The organism is Clostridium pasteurianum BC1 (genome assembly GCF_000389635.1).
GTDB lineage: Bacteria > Bacillota > Clostridia > Clostridiales > Clostridiaceae > Clostridium_I > Clostridium_I pasteurianum_A.
In genome coordinates, this window is sequence record NC_021182.1 from 2,775,737 (window position 1) to 2,796,258 (window position 20,522).

The window sequence follows — 20,522 nt, forward strand, 5'->3', positions numbered from 1 at the left end:
CCCAAGATTAATTAGTGTAGTGACTTGACTGCAACACCGAAAAAATCGTCAAATTGGTCATCATTGAATATTTCTTTTAACATATCAATTGTTTCTATTAATTTTTGTTCTGCTATCTCCTTTTCGGTTTTACCACTTAAATTTGATAGTAATTTATATATCTCTTTCTCTGCACTTCCAATATTTTCAATGAAGAGCATCATTAAATCTATATTTAAAGAATCTTTTACTTTAAGTTTTTCTTCATCACTAAGACCTGATAAATCCTTTGCTATAGCCTTTATATCATTTTTAATATTCATTTTTTTAACTATTCTGGTTAATGGGAATAAATCTTGTGTTAATAAACTTCTCATATATTATTACCTCTTTCTATTTTTTATTTTTGAATTAAAAAAGCACCCTTTTATAGAGTGCTAATTATTATACTATCTTTGGATATCTAATTTCATATGGCAATACGTCAGGAGTTGCTGGATCGATGTATCCAGTAAAAGTTGCTTGAACCACATTGTCTGTATCGTCCTTCAGTACATATTTCAAACCGTCACTTGACATTGCATTTTTTACTATAATTATGCAAGGTTTCAATGACCCACTTATCTTACCAACGAGAGCTATATTTATCAAATAATCACTATTACTTATACTTGTTCTTCCAGTAATTATGTCATAGTCTGGATCAGTTGTATCAACATCACCTCTTATTAATGTTGCTATAGTTGAACTAGACATTTCTAATATATTTGTCGCCAAGGTTACATCTGTATTAGTAACAAATTCTAGACCTTTTGCACTTCCTTTGACCCCATCCACTTTGCACTGACGTGTTGTCGCTTTTACCGTAAATGTCGAGCCAGAAGAAGTTGCTCCTAATTTTCTTTCTGTTGGATCTCCATAATTAATATATAAACATCCTGCATCGATTGCCAGATTTTTTACTGTATTACTTGTAAACGAATTTGTATCTGTACTATTCATTTATGTATTACCTACCTTTCATTTTTTATTAATTTATTTCATATGTTTTAACTAAGAAACGTAATTGCCTACGTTTCAAATTTATATCTGGATCATTTAAATTAAGACGACATGGATTATACCTACTTATTTGTATAAACATATCATCTTTCATTATTGTTGTTTTATTAAGTTTTTGATAAATCTGGTCTGTCAAAGTTTCAACTTCTTCAATTCCATGTTGATTACTCCATACATCTATGTAAACTAGATTATTATTGCTATATTCATTGTTTGGAATGGCACTGTACATTAAAACCGTACAATATGGATATACTTTTGAACCTTCAGCTGATTGCTTGTCCTGTGGGTACTCATCACTATAGCAAGTTACAATGGGTTGAATCTGTTCAATTAAGTAATCATACATATTGAGCATAAATTAGCCACCCATTTTGGATGATATAATTTTACTTGCTACATCTACTATTTTTCCAGTGCTACCATTTACTGTATTTTCTAATATATGTTGTGCTTTCTGTTTAGAACTTCCTAACTCAACATCTATTGAATAATTTACCTCTGTTGTCCCAATATCGACACCTGAATTATCATCGTGAACTTGAAAAGTTTCATGAGCCTTCATATTTCCACTAATCACTGGTGTTCTTGCCTGATATGCTGCTTGAAGTAACACTCCCCATTCAGTACAAATTTCCTTTTTACTTCCATTTATAGCTTGTTTAACTGCTTCTCCATACCAATTCAGTCCCATATTATATCACCATCCTTTCTATTTAATTCTAAATACAAATATCTGTGTATATGTATCCCAAGGAATAAATTTTCTTATCTCATATTCTTGCGTATCATCACTATTTTTTAAAATTGTACCTATTTTAATATCAGTATCTATTCCAAAATGGTTATAAAAAAGTACATTATTTACTTCTATAGTTTCACCATATGATTTTAGCAATTGTGCTGTAGAATATGGTTGTAAATCCCCACTTATATTTTTTATAAAAGTTGGAGTAGTAACATAATCTCCATGACTATTTACACTACCACCTGTTTTATTCCAAAGTGCGTATGTACAATTAGTAACCATAATAACCACCATCCGTTGGTCTAGCACTCTGCATACGTACAAATGGTACTGGTAATAGTGATTTTGTCGCATCACTTAATGAGTTATCATAAGTTTGGCTTCTCGGACCCTCTGAACCCTGTTTAATACCCTCATTACCACGTTTTCTAAAATTTTCTATTGTATCTTCTATAACTGCATCAGGATAAGTTAGCTCTACATCAATTGGGTCTACTGTAGTCGTATTACCCCAACAATCTGTATAAGTTTGCTGTGTAGTATAAATATTTAAATATGTAGTTATTTTTGTTACTGCCCTACGAATATAAATGTTTAAAACACCATCCATTGATGTATCACCAATGCCTAATAAAGTTTTTGTATCATCTAAAACTGCCATAGTTTACCCCCTTAATTTAAAAAAGGGTAGACTATTTAGTCTTACCCTTAGTTACTTTTTCTTCAATTTTTTTAACTTCCTGTTCAACTTCTTCTACTTTGTCCTTAACTAATTTGAACCCTTCGTCAATAAGTCTTGATTTTTTAATCTCACTATCAACAATTCTTACCACATTTAACTTCTGTAATGTAAACATACCAATCATCCCCTAAAGATTAAGATAATGCTTCTTCAATATTGGCAAACATAGCAGGAAGTTTGTTATCTTCTATAAATAAATCATGGTATTTTCTGTAATCTAACTGCCATGCGTTTAAGTTTTGTACTACAGAAGGGTCAAATATACGAATTGTATCAGTTTTTTGAATTGCTATAGGTGCGTCTACAGGCATTATTAACCAATTTATGTGCTTGGCTGTTCCAGCAGGTACGAATCCCCCCTGTGTCTGCCCAACAGTAATTCCATCATTGTATGTATAAGCAGTCATCAATCTAGCAGAAGGTACTTCTAAGATTGGGCATTCATCCACAAATTTACAAGGTGTTACATAGTCATTGTTACCTTGGAAATCTCCAACTTGAAGTTGTCTAACTATTTCAGAAGATAATTCTAATGTATTTAAAGTCTTTGTACTCATTACAACTACTAATGGAGTATCAATACCTATTACATCTTGAATATTATTTATATCAGTTTTTAAAGTAGTTAGTATATCTGCTTTTGATGGAGTATAACCACCACTTGCTCTACTACCTGCTATTAAAGTTGTTGCTATTTTGCTGTAACGGTATGCATCAATTTCTGGAATAACTGATACTCTTTGAAAAGTAGCCATTGCATTAGATGCAGTTGCTACGAAATTAGATTCTGTAACATCGTGACTATCTAAATAAAATTTTCTTGCTCTATCTTGTCCCATTGTAAACGTTTCATATGAAGTTGTGATTCCACCACTAGCATATCCATTACTTTTGTCATAGTTACCTAATCCATCTGTAGTCATTTTGGGTACTTTTACTGTAGCGTTTCCTGTGAAAATTAAGTTATTTGCGTTTTGCTCCATCCATCCTGAAGTTGATTTTGCTACTATTTGATTATCCAATTCCTGTTGAAACATTGTTGCCAATGCTATTGTATTTAAAGCCATTAAAAATTACCTCTTTCTTATATTTATTTTTATTTTTTAATTCTTGTTTTTTAAAGACTGCAATAACAAAAAGTCTGTTTATTATTTTTTAAATGTTCCCATTGCTTTTTTAATTTGTTCTCTTAGTTTTTCATCTTCACTAAGATTGCCAGAATTTTTATTTTCTGGTGGTGTATAAGAATTACCCTTTGCAAATTCAGTTCTAATTACTTCATCATGTGCTTGAAATATTTCTGCAAACTTTTCTATATTTGCATTTGTAGAATCTTCATCTTGTCCAACTAAATAACTAACTAAATCAGTAGGTATTTTTTTATCTGTAGCCATTTTTAAAGCTTGATTAGTTAATTCCTTATGTAAAGTATCTTTTTGCATTTTATCTATTTGCTGTTGAAGCTTTTTTAGTTCTAAATCTTTTGGGTCTGCCTTTGGATATAATTGATTAACCTTTTCATCAACTAATTTTTCTAAATTATTGGTTTTCCAAGTATCAAGTGCCTTTGAGAAATGTGAATCTTTAGCACTATCCATATAGGATTTAAAATTAGGGTCTGTATTAACTTTTTCCTTAAATACGTCTAGTGAACTATACCCACCTAAGAAATTTTTAACCTCATCATTATCTTTATTTGTTTCAAAATAACTTTTTACCTCATCGAAATTTTCTATTGCCATTTGTATTTACTCCTTTCGCCCTTCTAACCCTAAGACTAGAAACGCAATTAAATTTTTTTAGTATTCTTTTACATCTGCTCTACTTAAAAGATGCCATTGTTACATATTTTTTTGCATTAAAAAAACACTACTAATCAGGAGTGTTATCATTAATTCCTTTATTTTTTGCCCATGTTGCATAATCTGTATAGTCAATTAATTGGTGTGTTTCATTATCCATACGTTTATCTGGTGTCCATCCTTTATATGAGATATTTAGCAAAATACACCTACAGTTCGGATGTGTATTTTCAACTGGATATGGGTGGTCATCATTAATTCCCCATACTTGTCCATCGAGTGACGCATCATACTCGGCAGTACGATTATCTAGTACACTTGACCATTGAACTTGCTCACACCCTGCATCTTTACCTATTTGTTCTTGGCTTGATACTGCATTACGAGCAACCTCGGTTCTCACTAACCTTCGTGATTGATAGGCTTGTACTCCAAAAGCATCTTTAATTTGCTTACCTATTTGGTCAATTGTTGTTCCACCTGTAGAAGCATCCTTTATTAGATTGTATAATCTATCAACCATACTAGCCTTATTATTCCAGATTCTATCTGAAAATGTTTCTTCTTTGTAAACACGATTAATAGCTTGGTCTATAAATTGTTTTTTAAGTATATTAAAATTAGAATTTATTCCTAACTTATCAAATACAAAAGCATTTTTATAATAGGTTGTTTTGTAGGTATCGCCTAAAATAGAAGTAACCTTATCAACCTCTGCATTACCTAAATCTTTACTTATTTTAGTTAGTTTGACTTGTACATCATTTAATATATTTGTCTTTTGCTTACCACTTAAATTTAATAGTCCATCTACAGCATATTTAATATAAATTAAACCAATCATGGCATGAACTTCATCAAGTTTATCATTTTGGTCTTGATAAATGCCTTGCATTTGTTCATCAGCATAATCTTCACTATCAAGTCTAATTTGCTCTATAGTTTTCCTATACTGCTGGTTTATCTTTGCCATTCATATCACCACTATTCATCATATTCTTATCTTGACTAGAACTTTGATTACTTTGTGCTCTTGCTTGGTCTAATAAATCACTACCAACTGTACTTGCTTCTTGTTCTTTTTGTGCTTGTTGCATTTCTCGTTCTGGGTCAGATACAAAACTAAATAAACTTAATGCTGTTTGTGTAGATAATCTATTACCTAATGTATTAACCATATTCGCATTTTGCAAATCGTCTTGAGGAATATTAGCAGTAAATGTTACCAATATATCTTTTACATCATATAATTGTGAACCCTTTAAGCTATTTAAATAGGTAAATAAACATTGTAATCTTGTTTTTACACAATTATGTAAACTCTTTTGATTTAATTTACATTTATCTTCTAATCCAATTAATTTAGCCCTGAGTGCCAATGACGAGGTATTCGAGCTTTCCTTTATGTTATGGTTTATGTGTCCACTTATTTGGTACATAAGGTCAATAATGGTATTTAATGTATTTTGGATGAAAGTATCGTTGATTTGTTTTGTTAACCATTGAGCACTACCAGTAGTTGAACCATTACCTTTAAATTTCATTATTCCATCTTTTCTTATTTTATCTAATTCATTTTCATCTAATTCACAATTGATGAAACATAAATAAGCATTTCTAAATTCCGTTATCTCACTGGAAATATCTGATAAATTTCTTTCATATGCATCTTGTAATGATTTCATATCCTGATAAATACTATCAAGCCATGATTCTTCACTTATTTGTGCTGTACCTACTGGAACAATTCCAAATGGATGACTTTGTCTAGGTGATATTTCTGCAAATGCTTCATTACAGTGAATAATTTGGCTATTATCATAAATGTCAATATACATTTGACTATCGTAAGTCTTCCTATATATATGTAGGAAAAATATAGGATTTCCAAAATCATCATTATACATTATTCCATGTCTTGGACTTATAATCTTACTGCAAAATTGAGCATCTTTGTCTATGTAATATAATTCAAATGCAGTAGAATAAATTAACATATTCTTTGCTAAACTAGCATCTGTATTTTCATCCCAATGCCATGTATTTTCTTTTAAAATGTTTACTATATTCTTATCAGCACTTTTTGAACTATATGTAATAGGATTACCAACACTATAACTTATTTCTTCTTTAATAAACTTTTTAATAAAGTTAGTATTAATTTTATTGTGACTTCTATCATTAATAAAACTATATCCACCACCTTCGGCATCTGCATAGTTATTAAAGATAATATCATCATAGTTTCCGTCCATTTGCCATGCTAAATTATGGTTAATATCAGTTATTCCCATATAATAAAAATACATTCTTTGATATATTCTCCATTGAGTTTGAAATTGACTAAAACATGCTTCTAATATACTTCTATTTGCTTCTATATCAAACATTCTATGTTATCACCTCTCTTAATTAAAATAATTTTCTTATATCCATACTTGTTACTTTGTATAATATTTGTATATCATCAATACGCCGAGACACTTCACTTAAAATATCTGGAGCATCATCATGTTCTGAAAAATTACATCCTGCAAACTCATGTATTTGCTCTATAAAATCCTTATCTTCTGTATTAAATATAATTTTTCCCATATTAATATCTGATACAATGGTCTGTATCTTATCATCTTTATTCTTGTGTTGCCCTTCATTTACCCATTGGATATCTCTATTACTTAAAATACTATCTTTACTAATATAATCTTTCATTTTATTAACATCGAAACCACCGTAAGTATTTTTTTCCACATATACTACGCTAATTTCAGGAAAATCTCTTAATAATTGCAAAGTATGCTGTATATATTCCTCATATCCTATAGCAGAATTGTTATTGAATTTAAGCAATTCTCCTTTTCGGACATACTTAATTTCTCCACTTTTTCCTAATACACAAAATGCAAAACTATCTGCTTTCTTAGTATTTTTATTAGTTATTCCAGCAGGGTCAATGCCGAGTATACATTTACTAAATTTTCTATCTTCTATATAGTCTTTTGGTTTAGATATTATAGTAGTAAATAATTTAGTTCCTATAGAATTAAGATCTGATTGTACCTCTTGTTTAAACTTAGATGGATTCTCAAAATAATCTTTAGCTAATTCTGTTTTATCCCAAAAACTTTCCCATAATACTGGATAACTCATTTCAGATTTATGTGAAATATAAAAATCTTTTGCTTTTTTAACTCTAATGTCATCATTTTTTATAGAAGTATCTTTTAGAATATTTTTATATTCTTGCCATAAGTCTTGTTCAAATAATTCATCTATATTATCTACTAGCACTCCTTTTTCAAGAGTAAAACTCCAAGTGAGCGAATTATATAATCTCATATAGAAATCTTCTTGATGTTGTATCGTGCCAAACGCTAATATAACAGTACCATTTACAATAATATCTCCATCATCATTCCTTAAAGTTCTTTGTTTACAATATTTTAAGTCAGAACTATATCTATCCCATTTATTATCTCTACCTTGTTCGGTCTTAACATCAATTTTAGAGTCCTGATAATCATCAAGTAAAATTAAATCTGGTCTCATATTAAGTTTTTCATTCTTAACACCTCTTAAAGAAGATTCAGAACCATAAGCTTCAATTTGTGTATCATTAGATAGTTGTAAAACGTCTTCATTGTTCTTAAAATTTCTATCTTTTATATTTATTAATGTGTCAAAAGATTTTTCTATAAATTTATTACCTTGTATAGTTTCTTTTATTTGACTTAAAAATTTCTTTGCTAGTTTTCCTGTAGATGAACATATTACTATCATTTTTTTAGTACCATAGCAGGCTGTCCATATACTAACTGCTAATGTTCCAAAACTAGATTTTCCAGTACCTCTAGGTAATATATAACCCTTTTGGTCTATATGCTGATATAATATTATATCTTGTATTTCTTTCCATAATTTTCTATGTATTGGTGCTATAGTTGCACATCCATGACCACAAAATATCTGCTGTAAATAATACATACAGAAAAATTTAAGGTTTCTTTTACCTAATTGATATGACAATCCATTTTTTCCAAATAAATTGTCTTTATATTTAAGTATTAATTGATATGATATCTGCTCTGCTTCATCTTCTGTTAAATTATTGGAAATATATTCCTGTTTTAAATATTTATATAATAGATAACGGTTAAATTGGTCATTATCGTTAAATTCTATATTATCAAATTTTATAATTCTCACCTTCTTCCTATTTAGGGTTAATTTCTTTTTTAAAAAGTCTAAAAAATTTTAAAAAATATAACGAGTCAATTGTGGGGGTATCTGGGAATTCGCAAAAAAGAAAGCCACCCCCTATTCATTTTGTCGAATATTGTAATGATTAAGTATATAAAAATAAGATATGGTATACCCATGTCTTATTAATAATTATTATTATTTAATTATATATAACTATATAACTATCAACTATACTCACTCACTACTCATATCACCATACATTATACATTGTATACACTTGCATCATACATACTATCACACTAATACACACTACATATAACATAGTAACCATATACGTTTAACGAACTGCGTCAAATTAAATTTTGTAGAAGTTGATGCAGTTCATATTGTATATATAATAATGTCTACAACCCGCATGGTTGACACGTTTATAGTACATTATATAGTTATTAATTATATTATATATATAGTTATACATTATATGTGGTATATTTATTCATATATAGTACAATATATACGTAGATATACATTAAATATACATGGATATTATTACCATAAAACTTTTATTTTATCTAGTCTATCTTCTTCTTTTTGAATAATTCTAATTCATTTTGCAATATATCTTCATTGATAGATTCATTCTCTTTACTATTGTCATTAGTCTCTAATTTACTTGTTGGATTACCATAGATTCTATTTAATAGATACATGAGTACATCTTTCTTTGTATTCTCACTCTTAGAAGTTAATGCAATCCTATCTAACTCAGCAATATACATGTCAACTTTCGACATTATTTTCTTTTCACCATCAATTTTTAAATCGTGTAAGCGTTCGTCCATGTTTGCCCTACATTCATCATCATTTATAACACTATCATATAACCATGTTCTACTCTTACCACATGCCTTAGCAATGTCTATTTTGTTTGCTTTTCCCTCAATTAACATATCAATCGCCTTTGATTGAATATCATTTATCATCTCCATTTCACCTCCATTTTAATGTCAAGTTTACTTTACATATTTACATATTTAGTGTATTGCATATCTCATACACATAAAAAATATATAGTGTGGGGTTATTTTTCAAACCCCAATAATTTATTTACTATGTTCATTTCTTACTAATATACTTTTTAATTCTTCATTACTTATATAATCAACATTTTCATATTTACATTCTACTATTCCATCTTTTACTATCATTGAAGCAATTTTATTGTTTTCTATTATACCTTCATCAGTTAATTTTTTAATTAATTTATTTCTATAATTTATTCTTGCATCTATTTGTATTTTAGAACAATAAACTACATTTTTAATTGAATTCATTATATTATCATCATCTAAATCTAATTTATCTAACATAAATTCTCTATATTCATTTTTACCTACATGGTATGTAAATCTAAATTCATGGTCATTTTCAGAAACAAACTCACAATTTAATTCCTTTAATAATTCACCTATTTTATCATTCATCATAATTATTTCCCTCCTAAATATAAAAAAGACCAACATTTTCTGTTAGCCTTCATCCATTAATTTATTTTCTTTATTTGCTTTCGACCATTTTTTAACAATATAAAACATATTGCTCCAACATACAATATTAACACCTATAACTATTAGCCATAACAATATATCACTTTTTATAGTAGTACCATCAGCAATTGCCAAAATAAAAAACCATATCAAACATTTTTTTATTAATTTTATTACTGCTTTATTAGCAATTTTATTGTTGTGTTTTTGTAATAATTTATCATTAGCTTTTAATTGTTCTTTAGTATAAGCAGTATCACTAATCATCTTACTAGTTTTACTATTACTAAGTTTATTATTATCATATTTTTTATAATCAGTATAACTCAATCCACTGCCTGGTATTCCTACAGTTTTTCTTACACCTTGTTTACCAATAGTAACATGAGCACCACGTCTCCCAACACTAACGCTATTAATTCCTTTTTTGCCTAGATTAAGTGTAATACCTTTGCATATTTTAATTCTTCTTTTAAATATTAACCCCATAATAAACATCCCTTTACATAATATATTTAACTTCTTTATGTAATTAAGTATATCACATTTAGACTAGCAAAAAAAAGGTTTTTTATTTATATTTTTCTAATATTTTATTATTTATTTCTATCTCACGTTGGAACAAATCTATCATTTCATTATTAATATCAACCATTCTATCATTCGTCTCAATTTGTTGCTCAATATCTCTATTATTTATAGCCATAATATGGTCGAGCCTTTCATTTCCTAATTCTACTTCGTGTTCTAATATTTCATATTTTAAATTATCCATTTGCACTAACAATTCTTCTATTTCTTTATTTTCATTCATTTTTATCTTCCTCCTCCAACTCTTTAAGCCATTGTTCCCATAACTTTTTAGATTCTGCTAAAGTCTTATATTTTTTCATTAACTTCTTACCGTTATTTTTAGCCTTATCGCTTGTAATTGTATGTGCTTCTTCCAATATTTTTTTAGCATCTTCACCACTAATTGTCATAACAATTCCTCCTTAGTCCTCAAATTGTTTATCGTCTTCTATTATCTTTTCAAATATGCTACAATATTGTTCGTCACCTACATATTGTGAAACTTCTTCTGCTGTTTCCATATATGAATCTACCCAAACCCACATACCGTTAAGCCAGTACACCGACTGTTTACATTTTTCATTTAATTCTTCATTATTATTTATATCTTTCCTGCTACATGTTATAAGCTCTACGGCATTATTTATACTATCCTGTCCAACACTATTAACATAATTTAATAAATCCTTACCATTTAATTTACTTAAATGATTTATATTATCCTTAAATGTATCTATGCAAAATTTATATTCCTTTTTATTTAGATGTATCATATATCTCTCCCCTTTAACCAGCTTAACTTTTACGTTAACCAACCGATTTTAAGCCCGTATAATTGTTTCATTTTTAAAATCCACAACATAAATTTCATCTGTAGATAATAAAAATGCAATTTTACATGCTATAATATCTATTTCCATTTTCTCTACTAAATCTAAATCAAAACCTATAACATTATTATATAAAATACCTTCTTCTACCCATAAATTATCACATTGACATTCTTCCAACATTGCTTGTATATATAACTCTTCTTTTCCTGGATAATAATTCATAATATCATTCTCCCTTTAAATATTTTTTTATATTTACTTGCATAATTTCTATGTTTTTGTGTATAATAATAAGTAAGGATATACTCCAATATACCCTTACGAAAATATGTATTTTATGCATTTAAATTAATACCCAAGGTTGTATCTTCTCCAAAATTTACAGCCTTATTTTCATTCTTATACCATACTGGTTGTACACCTAGTACATCATCCCAGCGGTCTTTACCAATTCTACTTACATAAGATGGTCTTTTACCATAATGTTTAGCTATATCAACTTGTTTCATTTTCGTATTATCTTTGAGCCATCTAATTTCTTCAATAATTCTAATATCCGTTAAGCAATGACCATTATTTATACCGCTTGTAATTTCACTTCTAAACTCATGATATTCTTCAGCTTCATCACCAGATCTAATTTTTTTCTCTTTAGATAAATCATTTAAATATTTATTATAACCGTTTTTAATTGCATCATATTTTAATATGTATTTATTTTCCAGTTTCTTGAATTCTGTTGCATCACATTCTTTAAGAGTTTCAAATTTAAAAGCATCTTCTCCATATTCATCAAAATCCTTCTGCATTTCTTTACCACGATATGTATTATTCCTTAGCTCTGCTAAATAACAACTCCATCTTTTATGAATATCACTACTATGTCCAATTCTCACCTTACCATTTTTTATATATGTTATTTTGTAAATTCCTTTTATTTTTTTCATATCCACTACCTCCCTAAGCAACTTTCAAGTCATCAATTATTTTATTATGCAAATATAATTGACCTTTGCCCGTTACAAAAGTAGTGATTGTTATCTTTTCAAAATTACCCATTTGAACAACTTTTTCTTTTGTTTCAAATATACCTTGCTCAACATATCTTCTATAAGGTTCATTATTACTATTTAAATATCCATTATTTCTCAACCAAGCAAACAATTTAGTCCTACCAAAATTCTTTATGTTTAATAAATCTGCAAACTGCTTCATACTAACATTAGATTTAGCACTTTCTATATTATTTGCAAATGAAACCTTTTCCTTATTTTCTTCAAGTTTTGCCTGTAACATTTTTGCTTCTTTTGATTTTGTAAAGAAAGCTATTGCTCTATCTTCTTCACTCATGTTTAGATAATTTTGTAATGGATTATTTGTTTGCTTTTCCATGTCATTAAATCTTTGAACATATTTAGCTGTAAATAAAATACCTTTCTCACCAGTAAATTTATTTGCTATGAATTCACAACCCATTTTAGTAAATAAGTAGCATTTATTTTCTTTTCCACTATTGTCAATATAAGTATATTCAATAAAATATTCACTCGCCACCATTTGGTTGTCAGTTAAAATTTCAATAATTCCTCTTCTGTCTTTAGCACCATCTAGTTTTCTTAATATTTGGTCGTGTGTAACCCCCATCATTTCTGCTACTTCCCTGCTGTCAATTGTAAATACTCCTGTTTCATTTCCTTTGATTGTTAATATGTTTTCCATCACGAAAACCTCCTATATAAAAAAATAGTAGTATATAAATTTCTTATATACCCCATGCTAGATTTCACTTTTCCCCCGATTTGGTGAAAACCTAAATAATAATAAAAAGTTGGCTATAGATATTCCGTTACCTATAGCCTTAAAACTATATACTACTATTTAGTGGGTTGATGAAGTCCACCATGCGATATATAAATTTAAGCATTTCTAATTTTTTAGAAATGTGATACCTCCTTTGATATTTACAGTTTGTTCATATTTATATAAATCTATTGACTTGTGTTATAATTCATGATAAAATTAATTGAATAATTATAACCTTTTTTAAATTTAAAAAATAATATAGGTCGTAGGAGAATATGGTTCTGAATCTATATCTCCCACACAACTCAATTGTCATATACTACTCTAAACCCTTTGCTCGAAACAGTAGCATAAATGTGTACACATTCGTTTTTCCGTATAATAACGATATCATATTTATACAGCAACATGGGAAAGTATGTAAATTGTATTGTCTCACCCCAAAAACCACGTTAAAAACAGGTAAGAATCTATAGGTATGTATCATACGGTACACTTATCATCCTATAAGATGTTTTTTGATTGTACACTTACCTAGGTTAGCACAACCCACGAATGGAAGTTTATATATTGCAATGCCTTTTAAGGGCGGTGCTAAATTTTCGATTTAATAGTTTTTTCCTTAAAAGAAATAGTGATGATGCCAGGAGGAATCTGAACACCATCACTATCCAAAAGGAGAAATTATATTATTATGAATTATGAAAATAAACATCTATGTAAAACAATACCTATCTGATTATAAGTATTGAATTTACCAAAAATAATTAATGTAATCTCCTGATAGGAAATTACAAAATCAATAAGAAAAAGTTATATTTTTTCACCTAAAACCTATTGTAATATAATATTATATATGTTATACTGTAAATAAGTATAAGCAATTTTAATAAAAAATAAATTGTACCGACTTTATTGGTCGGCACTAATTATATATAAAAAATTAAAATTTGAAAGAAGCAAAATTATGAAAAGGATAGAAATTAATCTACCCTTTAAGCTTATTGCATATTTATATACCGCAATTGCCATTCAGCGGTCTTGTTACTCATATCTGTGATACTTTCACAACGTTATAATTATAACTGATATAATAATAAAAAAATTATTTATATATCCTATACGGATTATGTGACACCCTTTAAACCCTTTATTCAAGCCATTCTTGGAAAATATACCCTACATTCTAAAATTACCATATATAGCGTGCCAAAAGTGGCTATACTACAATATGTTGCTGTCCCAGTAAAGGACAACAATAACTACAACAACTTAGTGAACTATATTGTATCCAGTTGTGTTGGAATCTTCAAATAATTTTAAGACTCCATTCAGTTTTGTATATTATGCATATCCAGTAAAGTCCTTAAAGGATATTACATGAGATTAACTCAATGAACTATAATTCATCAAGTGGATTTACACGAGTTATCCAATAAGATACAATAACATGAAAATATATACAAAGTTATAATATAATATACAAATAAGTGTACACCAATAACATAATTAATGTACACTTATTATATTAAAATTTTGGTCTTTGTCTTTGCTCTTCAAATAGTGTTATATTATCGTAAAATCCTCCAAAAGCTTTTTTCTTTTTTGCATATGCTTCGTCATGTTCTTTTGCCAATGTTTCTATATAACTATTATCATCTGCAATATCATCATCAACTATTTTCATAGTATCTTCATAAGAAATATTTTTATCAACTTTATTTTCTATTATTTCTTTTGGCTTGGAACTATTTTCTCTAATTTTCTTAGTAACACAATTTTTAAAATATTCAATATCACCTTTATGATCTCCATTTAAATCTCCAAATTGATAATCAACCATAACCCATCTATAATATTTCCAATCAACTGTCAAAGTATTAGTATCATCATCATAAAGTCCTAATTTATTTTCAATATCTTCATAATACTCAGCCTTGTCACTATCATTCAGTTTGTCATCATATATATTGTATAATGATTCACCTAAATTAGCATCAAGAATAGATTCAAGTTTTTCTCTTTCAAGGTTAGGATTCATACTATTTAATATCTTTTCTTTAAGTGCTAAATCTTCTTCTGTAGCTGTACCCTCATTTTCTTTACGAATAATCCTACCAATTTTACCATTAAGGCTTCTATTATTATTTTTATATTCTCTAGTATCAAGAAATATTTTATTTTTATTTATATCCATTCCTTTCCATGACTTAATTGCTTCATTTAAATTATGTCTTGCATAATCTTTATCACTAAAATACAAAGTAAAGAAATTTGGACTTTCACGTTTATTTATAAGTTCATCTCCTAAATAATACCATAATCCAGGATTTTTTATACGAATAAGATTTAATTCAATTAATATATCATTATATTTTTTGATACTCTTATCCACAATTCCTAAATCTTCAGTAATTCTATTATATTTTAAAAAGCAAGTTTCACTTCTACCACCTGATGCTGCTAATCCTAAATCTCCACTAGGACGTTTATATATCCTAGCTTTCAAATAGCAATAGTAAATTAATAATTTTAATGTATCAACTTTTTCTTTAGCATAATTCATTATTTTATCTTTGTCTTGGTCAGACAATTGAATATAAAAACTATCCTTTATTTCTCCAGTTTCTTTATCAACTTTAGTTTCTATATATTTATTAAACTCACACTTAATAAGATTTTTAGGTTTAACAGTTTTTATATCAATACCTTCTGAAAAAGAAATAATATGTAAATCTTGAAGTTTAATTAATATGTTTCTAAACTGCTCATTGGATTTACCTACATTAGTATTAGGTTTAAAACCACAAGAAACAATTACATCTTCTAATGTAAATCTAATAATATCTTTTCTATCAACACAATTGTATAAATAATCTAATATAAGAATAACTTTATCATTTTTAACCTCCTGTAAAATACTTTTAGAATCATTATCTATAGAGTAAAAAAGTTTATTTGGTAATTTAATAAAATTGAACATAATATACATACACCCTTTCGTATTATAAAAATTTTAATTATTGTATAAGAAAAATAAATATATAAAAAATAAGAAAAAGAAATAGGATTTTGGGGTAGCGTTTAGCGTACCCTTGAAACATTTTATTCTCTCTTGTTATTTATTTATTCTCTATTGTTACACCTTATTACGGTAGATGTTTTTACCTACCTCAATTTAGCTAATAGCTAACCTCAAGGTAGATGTTTTTACCTACCGTAATTATTTAGCTAACTTTACCCTTTTTTTAACTGAATCATTCTCTGCTTATTTCGAGTAAAAAATGTAAGAGCATCAAATAACATATCATTTTTTGGAAATAACCAAACATACTTTTGTCTACCACTACGGTCTGGAGCTTGTCTATATGTAAAACCCAATAAAAATAAATACTGTTTTAATCTTTCTGATGTTACTACATAATCCATAAATCACACCTCCAAATTATTGGGATGTCGCAGAACACGACACCACCATTATTATTTATTTTCTATAAAACATGTTAAAAATGTATCTTTATGTGCCTGATATAGAGCATTTAATAATTTCTTCTTATATTTAGTATCCATACCATTTTCACTTAATGCTCTACCAATTAATATTTGCATTGTTTTTTCTTTTATTTCTAATCCTTTAACATAATCTACAACATCTTTTTGCATTATTGTTTGTTTCTTTGTCCACTTTTCTTCATCTTCTTCTATAGTACCATCTGCAATTAAATCATTATGTTTTTTTACTTTATCATCATATTTTTTTATTGCTTCTTGGATATTATTTAATTGCCTATCATTTTCTTTACCTTTTTGTATTTGTATAAATTTAGTATTATCGATTGAATCTTTTGGTCTATCAGCATTTTTAATTTTATCTAGTGAATTTTGTAAATAGTTCATTGGACAATCACACCAAATTAAACTATCTTTTTTAACTTTTTTACTAACATACTGCCAAAAATATGGTCTTGCTTTAACTTCATGGTCTTTATCATTTGTAGTAGTACGTTGCATATACTCTAAATCTCTAATTCTATCAATTTCATCTGAAACTACTACTGCATATTGACGTTTAGAGTTATCAATTGCTACTTGAGCAAGTACACTCATAATGCATACTATATCAGCTAATTCTTCACTTGGTTTATCGTGATACCATGACATAGCTAATTGTGCTAGATTACTGCTTAATCCAATATCATATTTTGCTTGTGCTAAATCATTATCTACTTTAGAATAATTTTCTATTGTATTTTCATAAGGTTTATTTTTCTTTGGTATTTTATTTACAATACATGGAAATTTTCTAAATACTTTCTTTGTTGCTTCACAAATCACTTTTTCATTTGTCACATAACAGAAATCACTATCTTGGTCAAGTCCATTTTTAAGATCTTGTTCTTCTGTGGAAATTAGGTTAACTGCCATAATGTTTTTGCTAAAGTTAAAGTATTTCTCCATTAATGGATTTCTATAATTTTTATGATATCCTATATTATTAGGCGAATTATGTGGGTTTCTAAAGGCTGAGAGCATTTCTCCATCTTCAAATCTCTTCGTGTACACACTTATGTATTTTTTACTAATTGGTAATGTTGGGTCTTCAAAATCTTTATCTAACACTCCATATTGAACTGGAACTTGTTTTACACTATGCAACAACATAACATATGGATTACCACAAATTGTTAAATTATCTCCTTCTGCTAAAAGTTTTCCGTTACGTAAAGTTTTTACATATTTGCTTATATCCTTGTTTTTATATTCTCTATAGAAATAAGATTTTTCAAATAATTTATTTCTTTTACATAAATCTGTTATCATATCATTTCCATTTATTGTACTAGCAGTTATTTTTAGAAAATCCATATATTTATCATTACTATCTTTAATATCATCAACATAATTTATAGTATAATCTGCTAATTCATCTGTTTGTGATTGGTTTATAAATAACGTATTGACCATCTGGTAACTCATTCTTTGTTTATCATTCCATTTACTGGCATGGTCTACTTTGCATATCCCGAAAACATTATTATCTTCATTTACCTTTTGTTTCCAATAATCATAATTAGCACCTAAATCGGAGAACTTTTCCCACTTCATGGCATTTTCTGTTGTTATCATTAGAATATCTTTAACTTTTATATCATTGTTGTATCTATCAGGAACAGTATATGTATTATAATCTTTGCCATTGGCTTCACACCAATCCTTCATAAATTGTCTGATTCGAGTTCTGAATCCGCAAGCTTTGAAAAAATGTTGACGTAAGAGCATCATACCTTCATTGCCAGTAAATAATTCATCTTCAAGAAGTGCTTGACCATCAAACAGAGTGTTTTTTACTTCATTCAGTCCATGTTTTACATAACATTCTCCATTTTCATTAACATTTACGATAGCACAATTAGTTTTAAAGAAAGAATCTATATCATTTACACATAAAATGTTGCTTGGATTTATAGTAATCTTGCTTTCAATATGACTGCTTGTTAAAGATTCATAAGCCATCATTTCTACTATTTTAGCTTTACCTTTTGGTAATTTTAATCCCATTCTTTGCCATACTCTGATGTTGTCCAATAATTTAGTGTTAATGAACATTACATCACCAACACGACTTTTACTTGGAGTTCTAAACCAAAATTTATAATATATTGTTCCATCCAATTTATATTCTTTGGTTTTTCTATCCTTTTTATAGAAGTCTAATTTAAAACCATCTTTATATAGTTTATCTCTTACTACATTTTTAGTTATAGCAGATTTTTTATTATCTTCTTTTATACTTTTTATTTCTGCCTTATTATTCCTAATTGAATCTTTATTTTTTTTAATTGAATCTAATATTGGTCTCTTTTCTACCCTCTTACTTATTGATTTTTTTTGATTCTCTAGGTTTTTATTTTCTTCAAACATTTCTTTATTATCTTTTTGTAATTCTTTAATTCTATCCAAAGATTTCTCAAAGTTTGGTGTATATCCGAACTTAAAATTTATAGTAATAATATCTTTTGTTGTAGCATTTTTAACATTTAATCCTAATTCCATTAATTTATCTTATAATAAACTATTTGCAAATACACCCTTATAATCTTTTTCAATTGGTAATCCTTCTAAGTTATTTTTTAATATGTCTGCACCTTCCAAAATCATTATTTTAATACCATCTTCCATAAAACATCCCCCTTTTCATAATTGAATTATTTTTGTTCTTCGCAATTTGCGACAATCAATTTATTATTTTTTAAACTAACACCTCCCAACTAAAATTATTTTTAAAAAACCTATTGACTTATTACCAAATATGATGTATCATAAAAGTATGAAAATTATGTTTTAAATCACTACCTCATATTTGGTGAATAAAAATAAAGTAAGTGGTTAAAATTAAAATATAAATGTACTAGAACAGTTAAAAGGTGTGTCAGACCTTTTTCACCGTCCAATTACTATATTACTCTTTTTTTTGAATATGTCAATAATTTATGCATAGTTTTTTGAAAAATTTCTATGTTTTTTTGTGTTTCCATAAAATATCTGATTTATTGAGTTATTGATTGACTTTGTAAATACTCTTGATAGTCCTTCTCCCAATTATAATTATTGCATTCGTCATAAAAATCATCTAGATAATCCAAGTCTGCATCTGCATATGCTTCTTGAATTGCTTGTCTATGCTCTACTATTTTTCTTTGCATTAATTTAGTTGCTACTTTCATTAATAATACTGCTAATTTTAATTTAAATTTTTCTATCATAATAATCACCAACCTATTCTTCCACAATAAATCTATACATGATATTATGTTTAAGAATAAGTATATAACTACCCTCGTAAAATCCAACACCTTGTATAATCTTATTAATATCCTTCATATCAATTAATACAGAGCATATTTGTTCAGTTAAATCATCGAGTATTAAAACTCTTTTATTACTATGCTTATACTCATCTATATACCAGCCAAAATCTTCAAATGTCACCTGGGTTTGTACCACTCCATGTATATCTAAAGTAATAGTTTCCTCACTAACCTCATTTAAATATAATTCAAATTCTTGAAACCCAACCTCAACACCAAATTCTTTATAATTACCATCTTTTAAAAACATATTTTTATTTTCCCCCTTGGATTTATTTTGTAAAGCTAATTTATATCTTGTTGAACCTCATAATTGTATATTACACTATAGTAATTATATTGTCAACACTATAATTATAAT

26 protein-coding genes are annotated in these 20,522 nt (G+C 27.7%); all 26 read right to left on the reverse strand.

What is annotated here, in order from left to right:
* Window positions 1-11 precede the first annotated feature (11 nt).
* A complete protein-coding gene (locus CLOPA_RS13105; RefSeq protein ID WP_015615920.1) occupies window positions 12-356 on the reverse strand; it encodes a hypothetical protein in 345 nt (114 codons plus the stop codon).
* A gap of 67 nt (window positions 357-423) precedes the next feature.
* Entirely contained in the window at window positions 424-981 is a 558-nt protein-coding gene (locus CLOPA_RS13110; RefSeq protein ID WP_015615921.1) for a hypothetical protein, read from the reverse strand.
* Window positions 982-1,009: 28 nt separating this feature from the next.
* Entirely contained in the window at window positions 1,010-1,399 is a 390-nt protein-coding gene (locus CLOPA_RS13115) for a hypothetical protein (protein ID WP_015615922.1), read from the reverse strand.
* 3 nt (window positions 1,400-1,402) lie between these two features.
* Window positions 1,403-1,735, reverse strand: coding sequence for a hypothetical protein (locus CLOPA_RS13120; protein WP_015615923.1), 333 nt, complete (start codon window positions 1,733-1,735; stop codon window positions 1,403-1,405).
* A gap of 18 nt (window positions 1,736-1,753) precedes the next feature.
* The gene (locus CLOPA_RS13125) at window positions 1,754-2,071 is read right to left on the reverse strand and encodes a hypothetical protein (RefSeq protein ID WP_015615924.1); all 318 of its coding nucleotides are present in this window, start codon (window positions 2,069-2,071) and stop codon (window positions 1,754-1,756) included.
* Window positions 2,061-2,450, reverse strand: a complete 390-nt coding sequence (locus CLOPA_RS13130; RefSeq protein ID WP_015615925.1) for a phage head-tail connector protein — start codon at window positions 2,448-2,450, stop codon at window positions 2,061-2,063. Before CLOPA_RS13130 ends, CLOPA_RS13125 begins: the two co-directional genes overlap by 11 nt.
* A 31-nt stretch (window positions 2,451-2,481) precedes the next feature.
* Window positions 2,482-2,646 carry a hypothetical protein gene (locus CLOPA_RS25140; RefSeq protein WP_015615926.1) on the reverse strand — a complete coding sequence of 55 codons (165 nt, stop codon included), beginning with the start codon at window positions 2,644-2,646 and terminating at the stop codon, window positions 2,482-2,484.
* Between the two features lie 19 nt (window positions 2,647-2,665).
* Window positions 2,666-3,598: a hypothetical protein gene (locus CLOPA_RS13135; RefSeq protein ID WP_015615927.1), complete on the reverse strand. Its 933-nt coding sequence runs from the start codon at window positions 3,596-3,598 to the stop codon at window positions 2,666-2,668.
* An 81-nt stretch (window positions 3,599-3,679) separates the two neighbouring features.
* Window positions 3,680-4,273 carry a DUF4355 domain-containing protein gene (locus tag CLOPA_RS13140; RefSeq protein ID WP_015615928.1) on the reverse strand — a complete coding sequence of 198 codons (594 nt, stop codon included), beginning with the start codon at window positions 4,271-4,273 and terminating at the stop codon, window positions 3,680-3,682.
* Window positions 4,274-4,403: 130 nt separating this feature from the next.
* Complete coding sequence (locus CLOPA_RS13145; RefSeq protein WP_015615929.1) at window positions 4,404-5,306, reverse strand: minor capsid protein; 903 nt, start codon at window positions 5,304-5,306, stop codon at window positions 4,404-4,406.
* Window positions 5,281-6,723, reverse strand: coding sequence for a phage portal protein (locus CLOPA_RS13150; RefSeq protein ID WP_015615930.1), 1,443 nt, complete (start codon window positions 6,721-6,723; stop codon window positions 5,281-5,283). The genes CLOPA_RS13145 and CLOPA_RS13150 overlap by 26 nt, the downstream gene beginning before the upstream one ends.
* A 22-nt stretch (window positions 6,724-6,745) precedes the next feature.
* Entirely contained in the window at window positions 6,746-8,539 is a 1,794-nt protein-coding gene (locus tag CLOPA_RS13155) for a hypothetical protein (protein WP_015615931.1), read from the reverse strand.
* A 569-nt stretch (window positions 8,540-9,108) separates the two neighbouring features.
* Window positions 9,109-9,519: a hypothetical protein gene (locus tag CLOPA_RS13160; protein WP_015615932.1), complete on the reverse strand. Its 411-nt coding sequence runs from the start codon at window positions 9,517-9,519 to the stop codon at window positions 9,109-9,111.
* A 120-nt stretch (window positions 9,520-9,639) separates the two neighbouring features.
* On the reverse strand, window positions 9,640-10,023 hold the full coding sequence (locus tag CLOPA_RS13165) for a hypothetical protein (RefSeq protein WP_015615933.1): 384 nt from the start codon (window positions 10,021-10,023) through the stop codon (window positions 9,640-9,642).
* Window positions 10,024-10,065: 42 nt separating this feature from the next.
* Window positions 10,066-10,572, reverse strand: a complete 507-nt coding sequence (locus CLOPA_RS23825) for a DUF4236 domain-containing protein (RefSeq protein ID WP_015615934.1) — start codon at window positions 10,570-10,572, stop codon at window positions 10,066-10,068.
* Between the two features lie 82 nt (window positions 10,573-10,654).
* The gene (locus tag CLOPA_RS13175; protein ID WP_015615935.1) at window positions 10,655-10,897 is read right to left on the reverse strand and encodes a hypothetical protein; all 243 of its coding nucleotides are present in this window, start codon (window positions 10,895-10,897) and stop codon (window positions 10,655-10,657) included.
* Window positions 10,890-11,066 carry a hypothetical protein gene (locus CLOPA_RS25145; protein ID WP_015615936.1) on the reverse strand — a complete coding sequence of 59 codons (177 nt, stop codon included), beginning with the start codon at window positions 11,064-11,066 and terminating at the stop codon, window positions 10,890-10,892. The genes CLOPA_RS13175 and CLOPA_RS25145 overlap by 8 nt, the downstream gene beginning before the upstream one ends.
* 12 nt (window positions 11,067-11,078) lie before the next feature.
* Window positions 11,079-11,429: a hypothetical protein gene (locus tag CLOPA_RS13180; protein WP_015615937.1), complete on the reverse strand. Its 351-nt coding sequence runs from the start codon at window positions 11,427-11,429 to the stop codon at window positions 11,079-11,081.
* 48 nt (window positions 11,430-11,477) lie between these two features.
* Window positions 11,478-11,711: a hypothetical protein gene (locus CLOPA_RS13185; protein WP_015615938.1), complete on the reverse strand. Its 234-nt coding sequence runs from the start codon at window positions 11,709-11,711 to the stop codon at window positions 11,478-11,480.
* A gap of 113 nt (window positions 11,712-11,824) precedes the next feature.
* Window positions 11,825-12,436: a GIY-YIG nuclease family protein gene (locus CLOPA_RS13190; RefSeq protein WP_015615939.1), complete on the reverse strand. Its 612-nt coding sequence runs from the start codon at window positions 12,434-12,436 to the stop codon at window positions 11,825-11,827.
* 13 nt (window positions 12,437-12,449) lie between these two features.
* On the reverse strand, window positions 12,450-13,208 hold the full coding sequence (locus CLOPA_RS23830) for a phage regulatory protein/antirepressor Ant (protein WP_015615940.1): 759 nt from the start codon (window positions 13,206-13,208) through the stop codon (window positions 12,450-12,452).
* Window positions 13,209-14,820: 1,612 nt separating this feature from the next.
* Window positions 14,821-16,275, reverse strand: a complete 1,455-nt coding sequence (locus tag CLOPA_RS13200; RefSeq protein WP_015615941.1) for a hypothetical protein — start codon at window positions 16,273-16,275, stop codon at window positions 14,821-14,823.
* A gap of 254 nt (window positions 16,276-16,529) precedes the next feature.
* On the reverse strand, window positions 16,530-16,721 hold the full coding sequence (locus tag CLOPA_RS13205; RefSeq protein ID WP_015615942.1) for a hypothetical protein: 192 nt from the start codon (window positions 16,719-16,721) through the stop codon (window positions 16,530-16,532).
* A 51-nt stretch (window positions 16,722-16,772) separates the two neighbouring features.
* A complete protein-coding gene (locus CLOPA_RS13210; RefSeq protein ID WP_015615943.1) occupies window positions 16,773-19,346 on the reverse strand; it encodes a hypothetical protein in 2,574 nt (857 codons plus the stop codon).
* 494 nt (window positions 19,347-19,840) lie between these two features.
* The gene (locus tag CLOPA_RS13215) at window positions 19,841-20,056 is read right to left on the reverse strand and encodes a hypothetical protein (RefSeq protein WP_015615945.1); all 216 of its coding nucleotides are present in this window, start codon (window positions 20,054-20,056) and stop codon (window positions 19,841-19,843) included.
* 13 nt (window positions 20,057-20,069) lie between these two features.
* A complete protein-coding gene (locus tag CLOPA_RS13220) occupies window positions 20,070-20,411 on the reverse strand; it encodes a hypothetical protein (protein WP_015615946.1) in 342 nt (113 codons plus the stop codon).
* Between the last annotated feature and the right edge of the window lie 111 nt (window positions 20,412-20,522).

Excerpts from the sequence above, each read along its gene's own strand:
- CLOPA_RS13105 (WP_015615920.1), bottom strand. The coding sequence starts at position 356 with ATGAGAAGTTTATTAACACAAGATTTATTCCCATTAACCAGAATAGTT.
- CLOPA_RS13110 (WP_015615921.1), bottom strand. The coding sequence starts at position 981 with ATGAATAGTACAGATACAAATTCGTTTACAAGTAATACAGTAAAAAAT.
- CLOPA_RS13115 (WP_015615922.1), bottom strand. The coding sequence starts at position 1,399 with ATGCTCAATATGTATGATTACTTAATTGAACAGATTCAACCCATTGTA.
- CLOPA_RS13120 (WP_015615923.1), bottom strand. The coding sequence starts at position 1,735 with ATGGGACTGAATTGGTATGGAGAAGCAGTTAAACAAGCTATAAATGGA.
- CLOPA_RS13125 (WP_015615924.1), bottom strand. The coding sequence starts at position 2,071 with ATGGTTACTAATTGTACATACGCACTTTGGAATAAAACAGGTGGTAGT.
- CLOPA_RS13130 (WP_015615925.1), bottom strand. The coding sequence starts at position 2,450 with ATGGCAGTTTTAGATGATACAAAAACTTTATTAGGCATTGGTGATACA.
- CLOPA_RS25140 (WP_015615926.1), bottom strand. The coding sequence starts at position 2,646 with ATGTTTACATTACAGAAGTTAAATGTGGTAAGAATTGTTGATAGTGAG.
- CLOPA_RS13135 (WP_015615927.1), bottom strand. The coding sequence starts at position 3,598 with ATGGCTTTAAATACAATAGCATTGGCAACAATGTTTCAACAGGAATTG.
- CLOPA_RS13140 (WP_015615928.1), bottom strand. The coding sequence starts at position 4,273 with ATGGCAATAGAAAATTTCGATGAGGTAAAAAGTTATTTTGAAACAAAT.
- CLOPA_RS13145 (WP_015615929.1), bottom strand. The coding sequence starts at position 5,306 with ATGGCAAAGATAAACCAGCAGTATAGGAAAACTATAGAGCAAATTAGA.
- CLOPA_RS13150 (WP_015615930.1), bottom strand. The coding sequence starts at position 6,723 with ATGTTTGATATAGAAGCAAATAGAAGTATATTAGAAGCATGTTTTAGT.
- CLOPA_RS13160 (WP_015615932.1), bottom strand. The coding sequence starts at position 9,519 with ATGATAAATGATATTCAATCAAAGGCGATTGATATGTTAATTGAGGGA.
- CLOPA_RS13165 (WP_015615933.1), bottom strand. The coding sequence starts at position 10,023 with ATGATGAATGATAAAATAGGTGAATTATTAAAGGAATTAAATTGTGAG.
- CLOPA_RS23825 (WP_015615934.1), bottom strand. The coding sequence starts at position 10,572 with ATGGGGTTAATATTTAAAAGAAGAATTAAAATATGCAAAGGTATTACA.
- CLOPA_RS13175 (WP_015615935.1), bottom strand. The coding sequence starts at position 10,897 with ATGAATGAAAATAAAGAAATAGAAGAATTGTTAGTGCAAATGGATAAT.
- CLOPA_RS25145 (WP_015615936.1), bottom strand. The coding sequence starts at position 11,066 with ATGACAATTAGTGGTGAAGATGCTAAAAAAATATTGGAAGAAGCACAT.
- CLOPA_RS13180 (WP_015615937.1), bottom strand. The coding sequence starts at position 11,429 with ATGATACATCTAAATAAAAAGGAATATAAATTTTGCATAGATACATTT.
- CLOPA_RS13185 (WP_015615938.1), bottom strand. The coding sequence starts at position 11,711 with ATGAATTATTATCCAGGAAAAGAAGAGTTATATATACAAGCAATGTTG.
- CLOPA_RS13190 (WP_015615939.1), bottom strand. The coding sequence starts at position 12,436 with ATGAAAAAAATAAAAGGAATTTACAAAATAACATATATAAAAAATGGT.
- CLOPA_RS23830 (WP_015615940.1), bottom strand. The coding sequence starts at position 13,208 with ATGGAAAACATATTAACAATCAAAGGAAATGAAACAGGAGTATTTACA.
- CLOPA_RS13200 (WP_015615941.1), bottom strand. The coding sequence starts at position 16,275 with ATGTTCAATTTTATTAAATTACCAAATAAACTTTTTTACTCTATAGAT.
- CLOPA_RS13205 (WP_015615942.1), bottom strand. The coding sequence starts at position 16,721 with ATGGATTATGTAGTAACATCAGAAAGATTAAAACAGTATTTATTTTTA.
- CLOPA_RS13210 (WP_015615943.1), bottom strand. The coding sequence starts at position 19,346 with ATGGAATTAGGATTAAATGTTAAAAATGCTACAACAAAAGATATTATT.
- CLOPA_RS13215 (WP_015615945.1), bottom strand. The coding sequence starts at position 20,056 with ATGATAGAAAAATTTAAATTAAAATTAGCAGTATTATTAATGAAAGTA.
- CLOPA_RS13220 (WP_015615946.1), bottom strand. The coding sequence starts at position 20,411 with ATGTTTTTAAAAGATGGTAATTATAAAGAATTTGGTGTTGAGGTTGGG.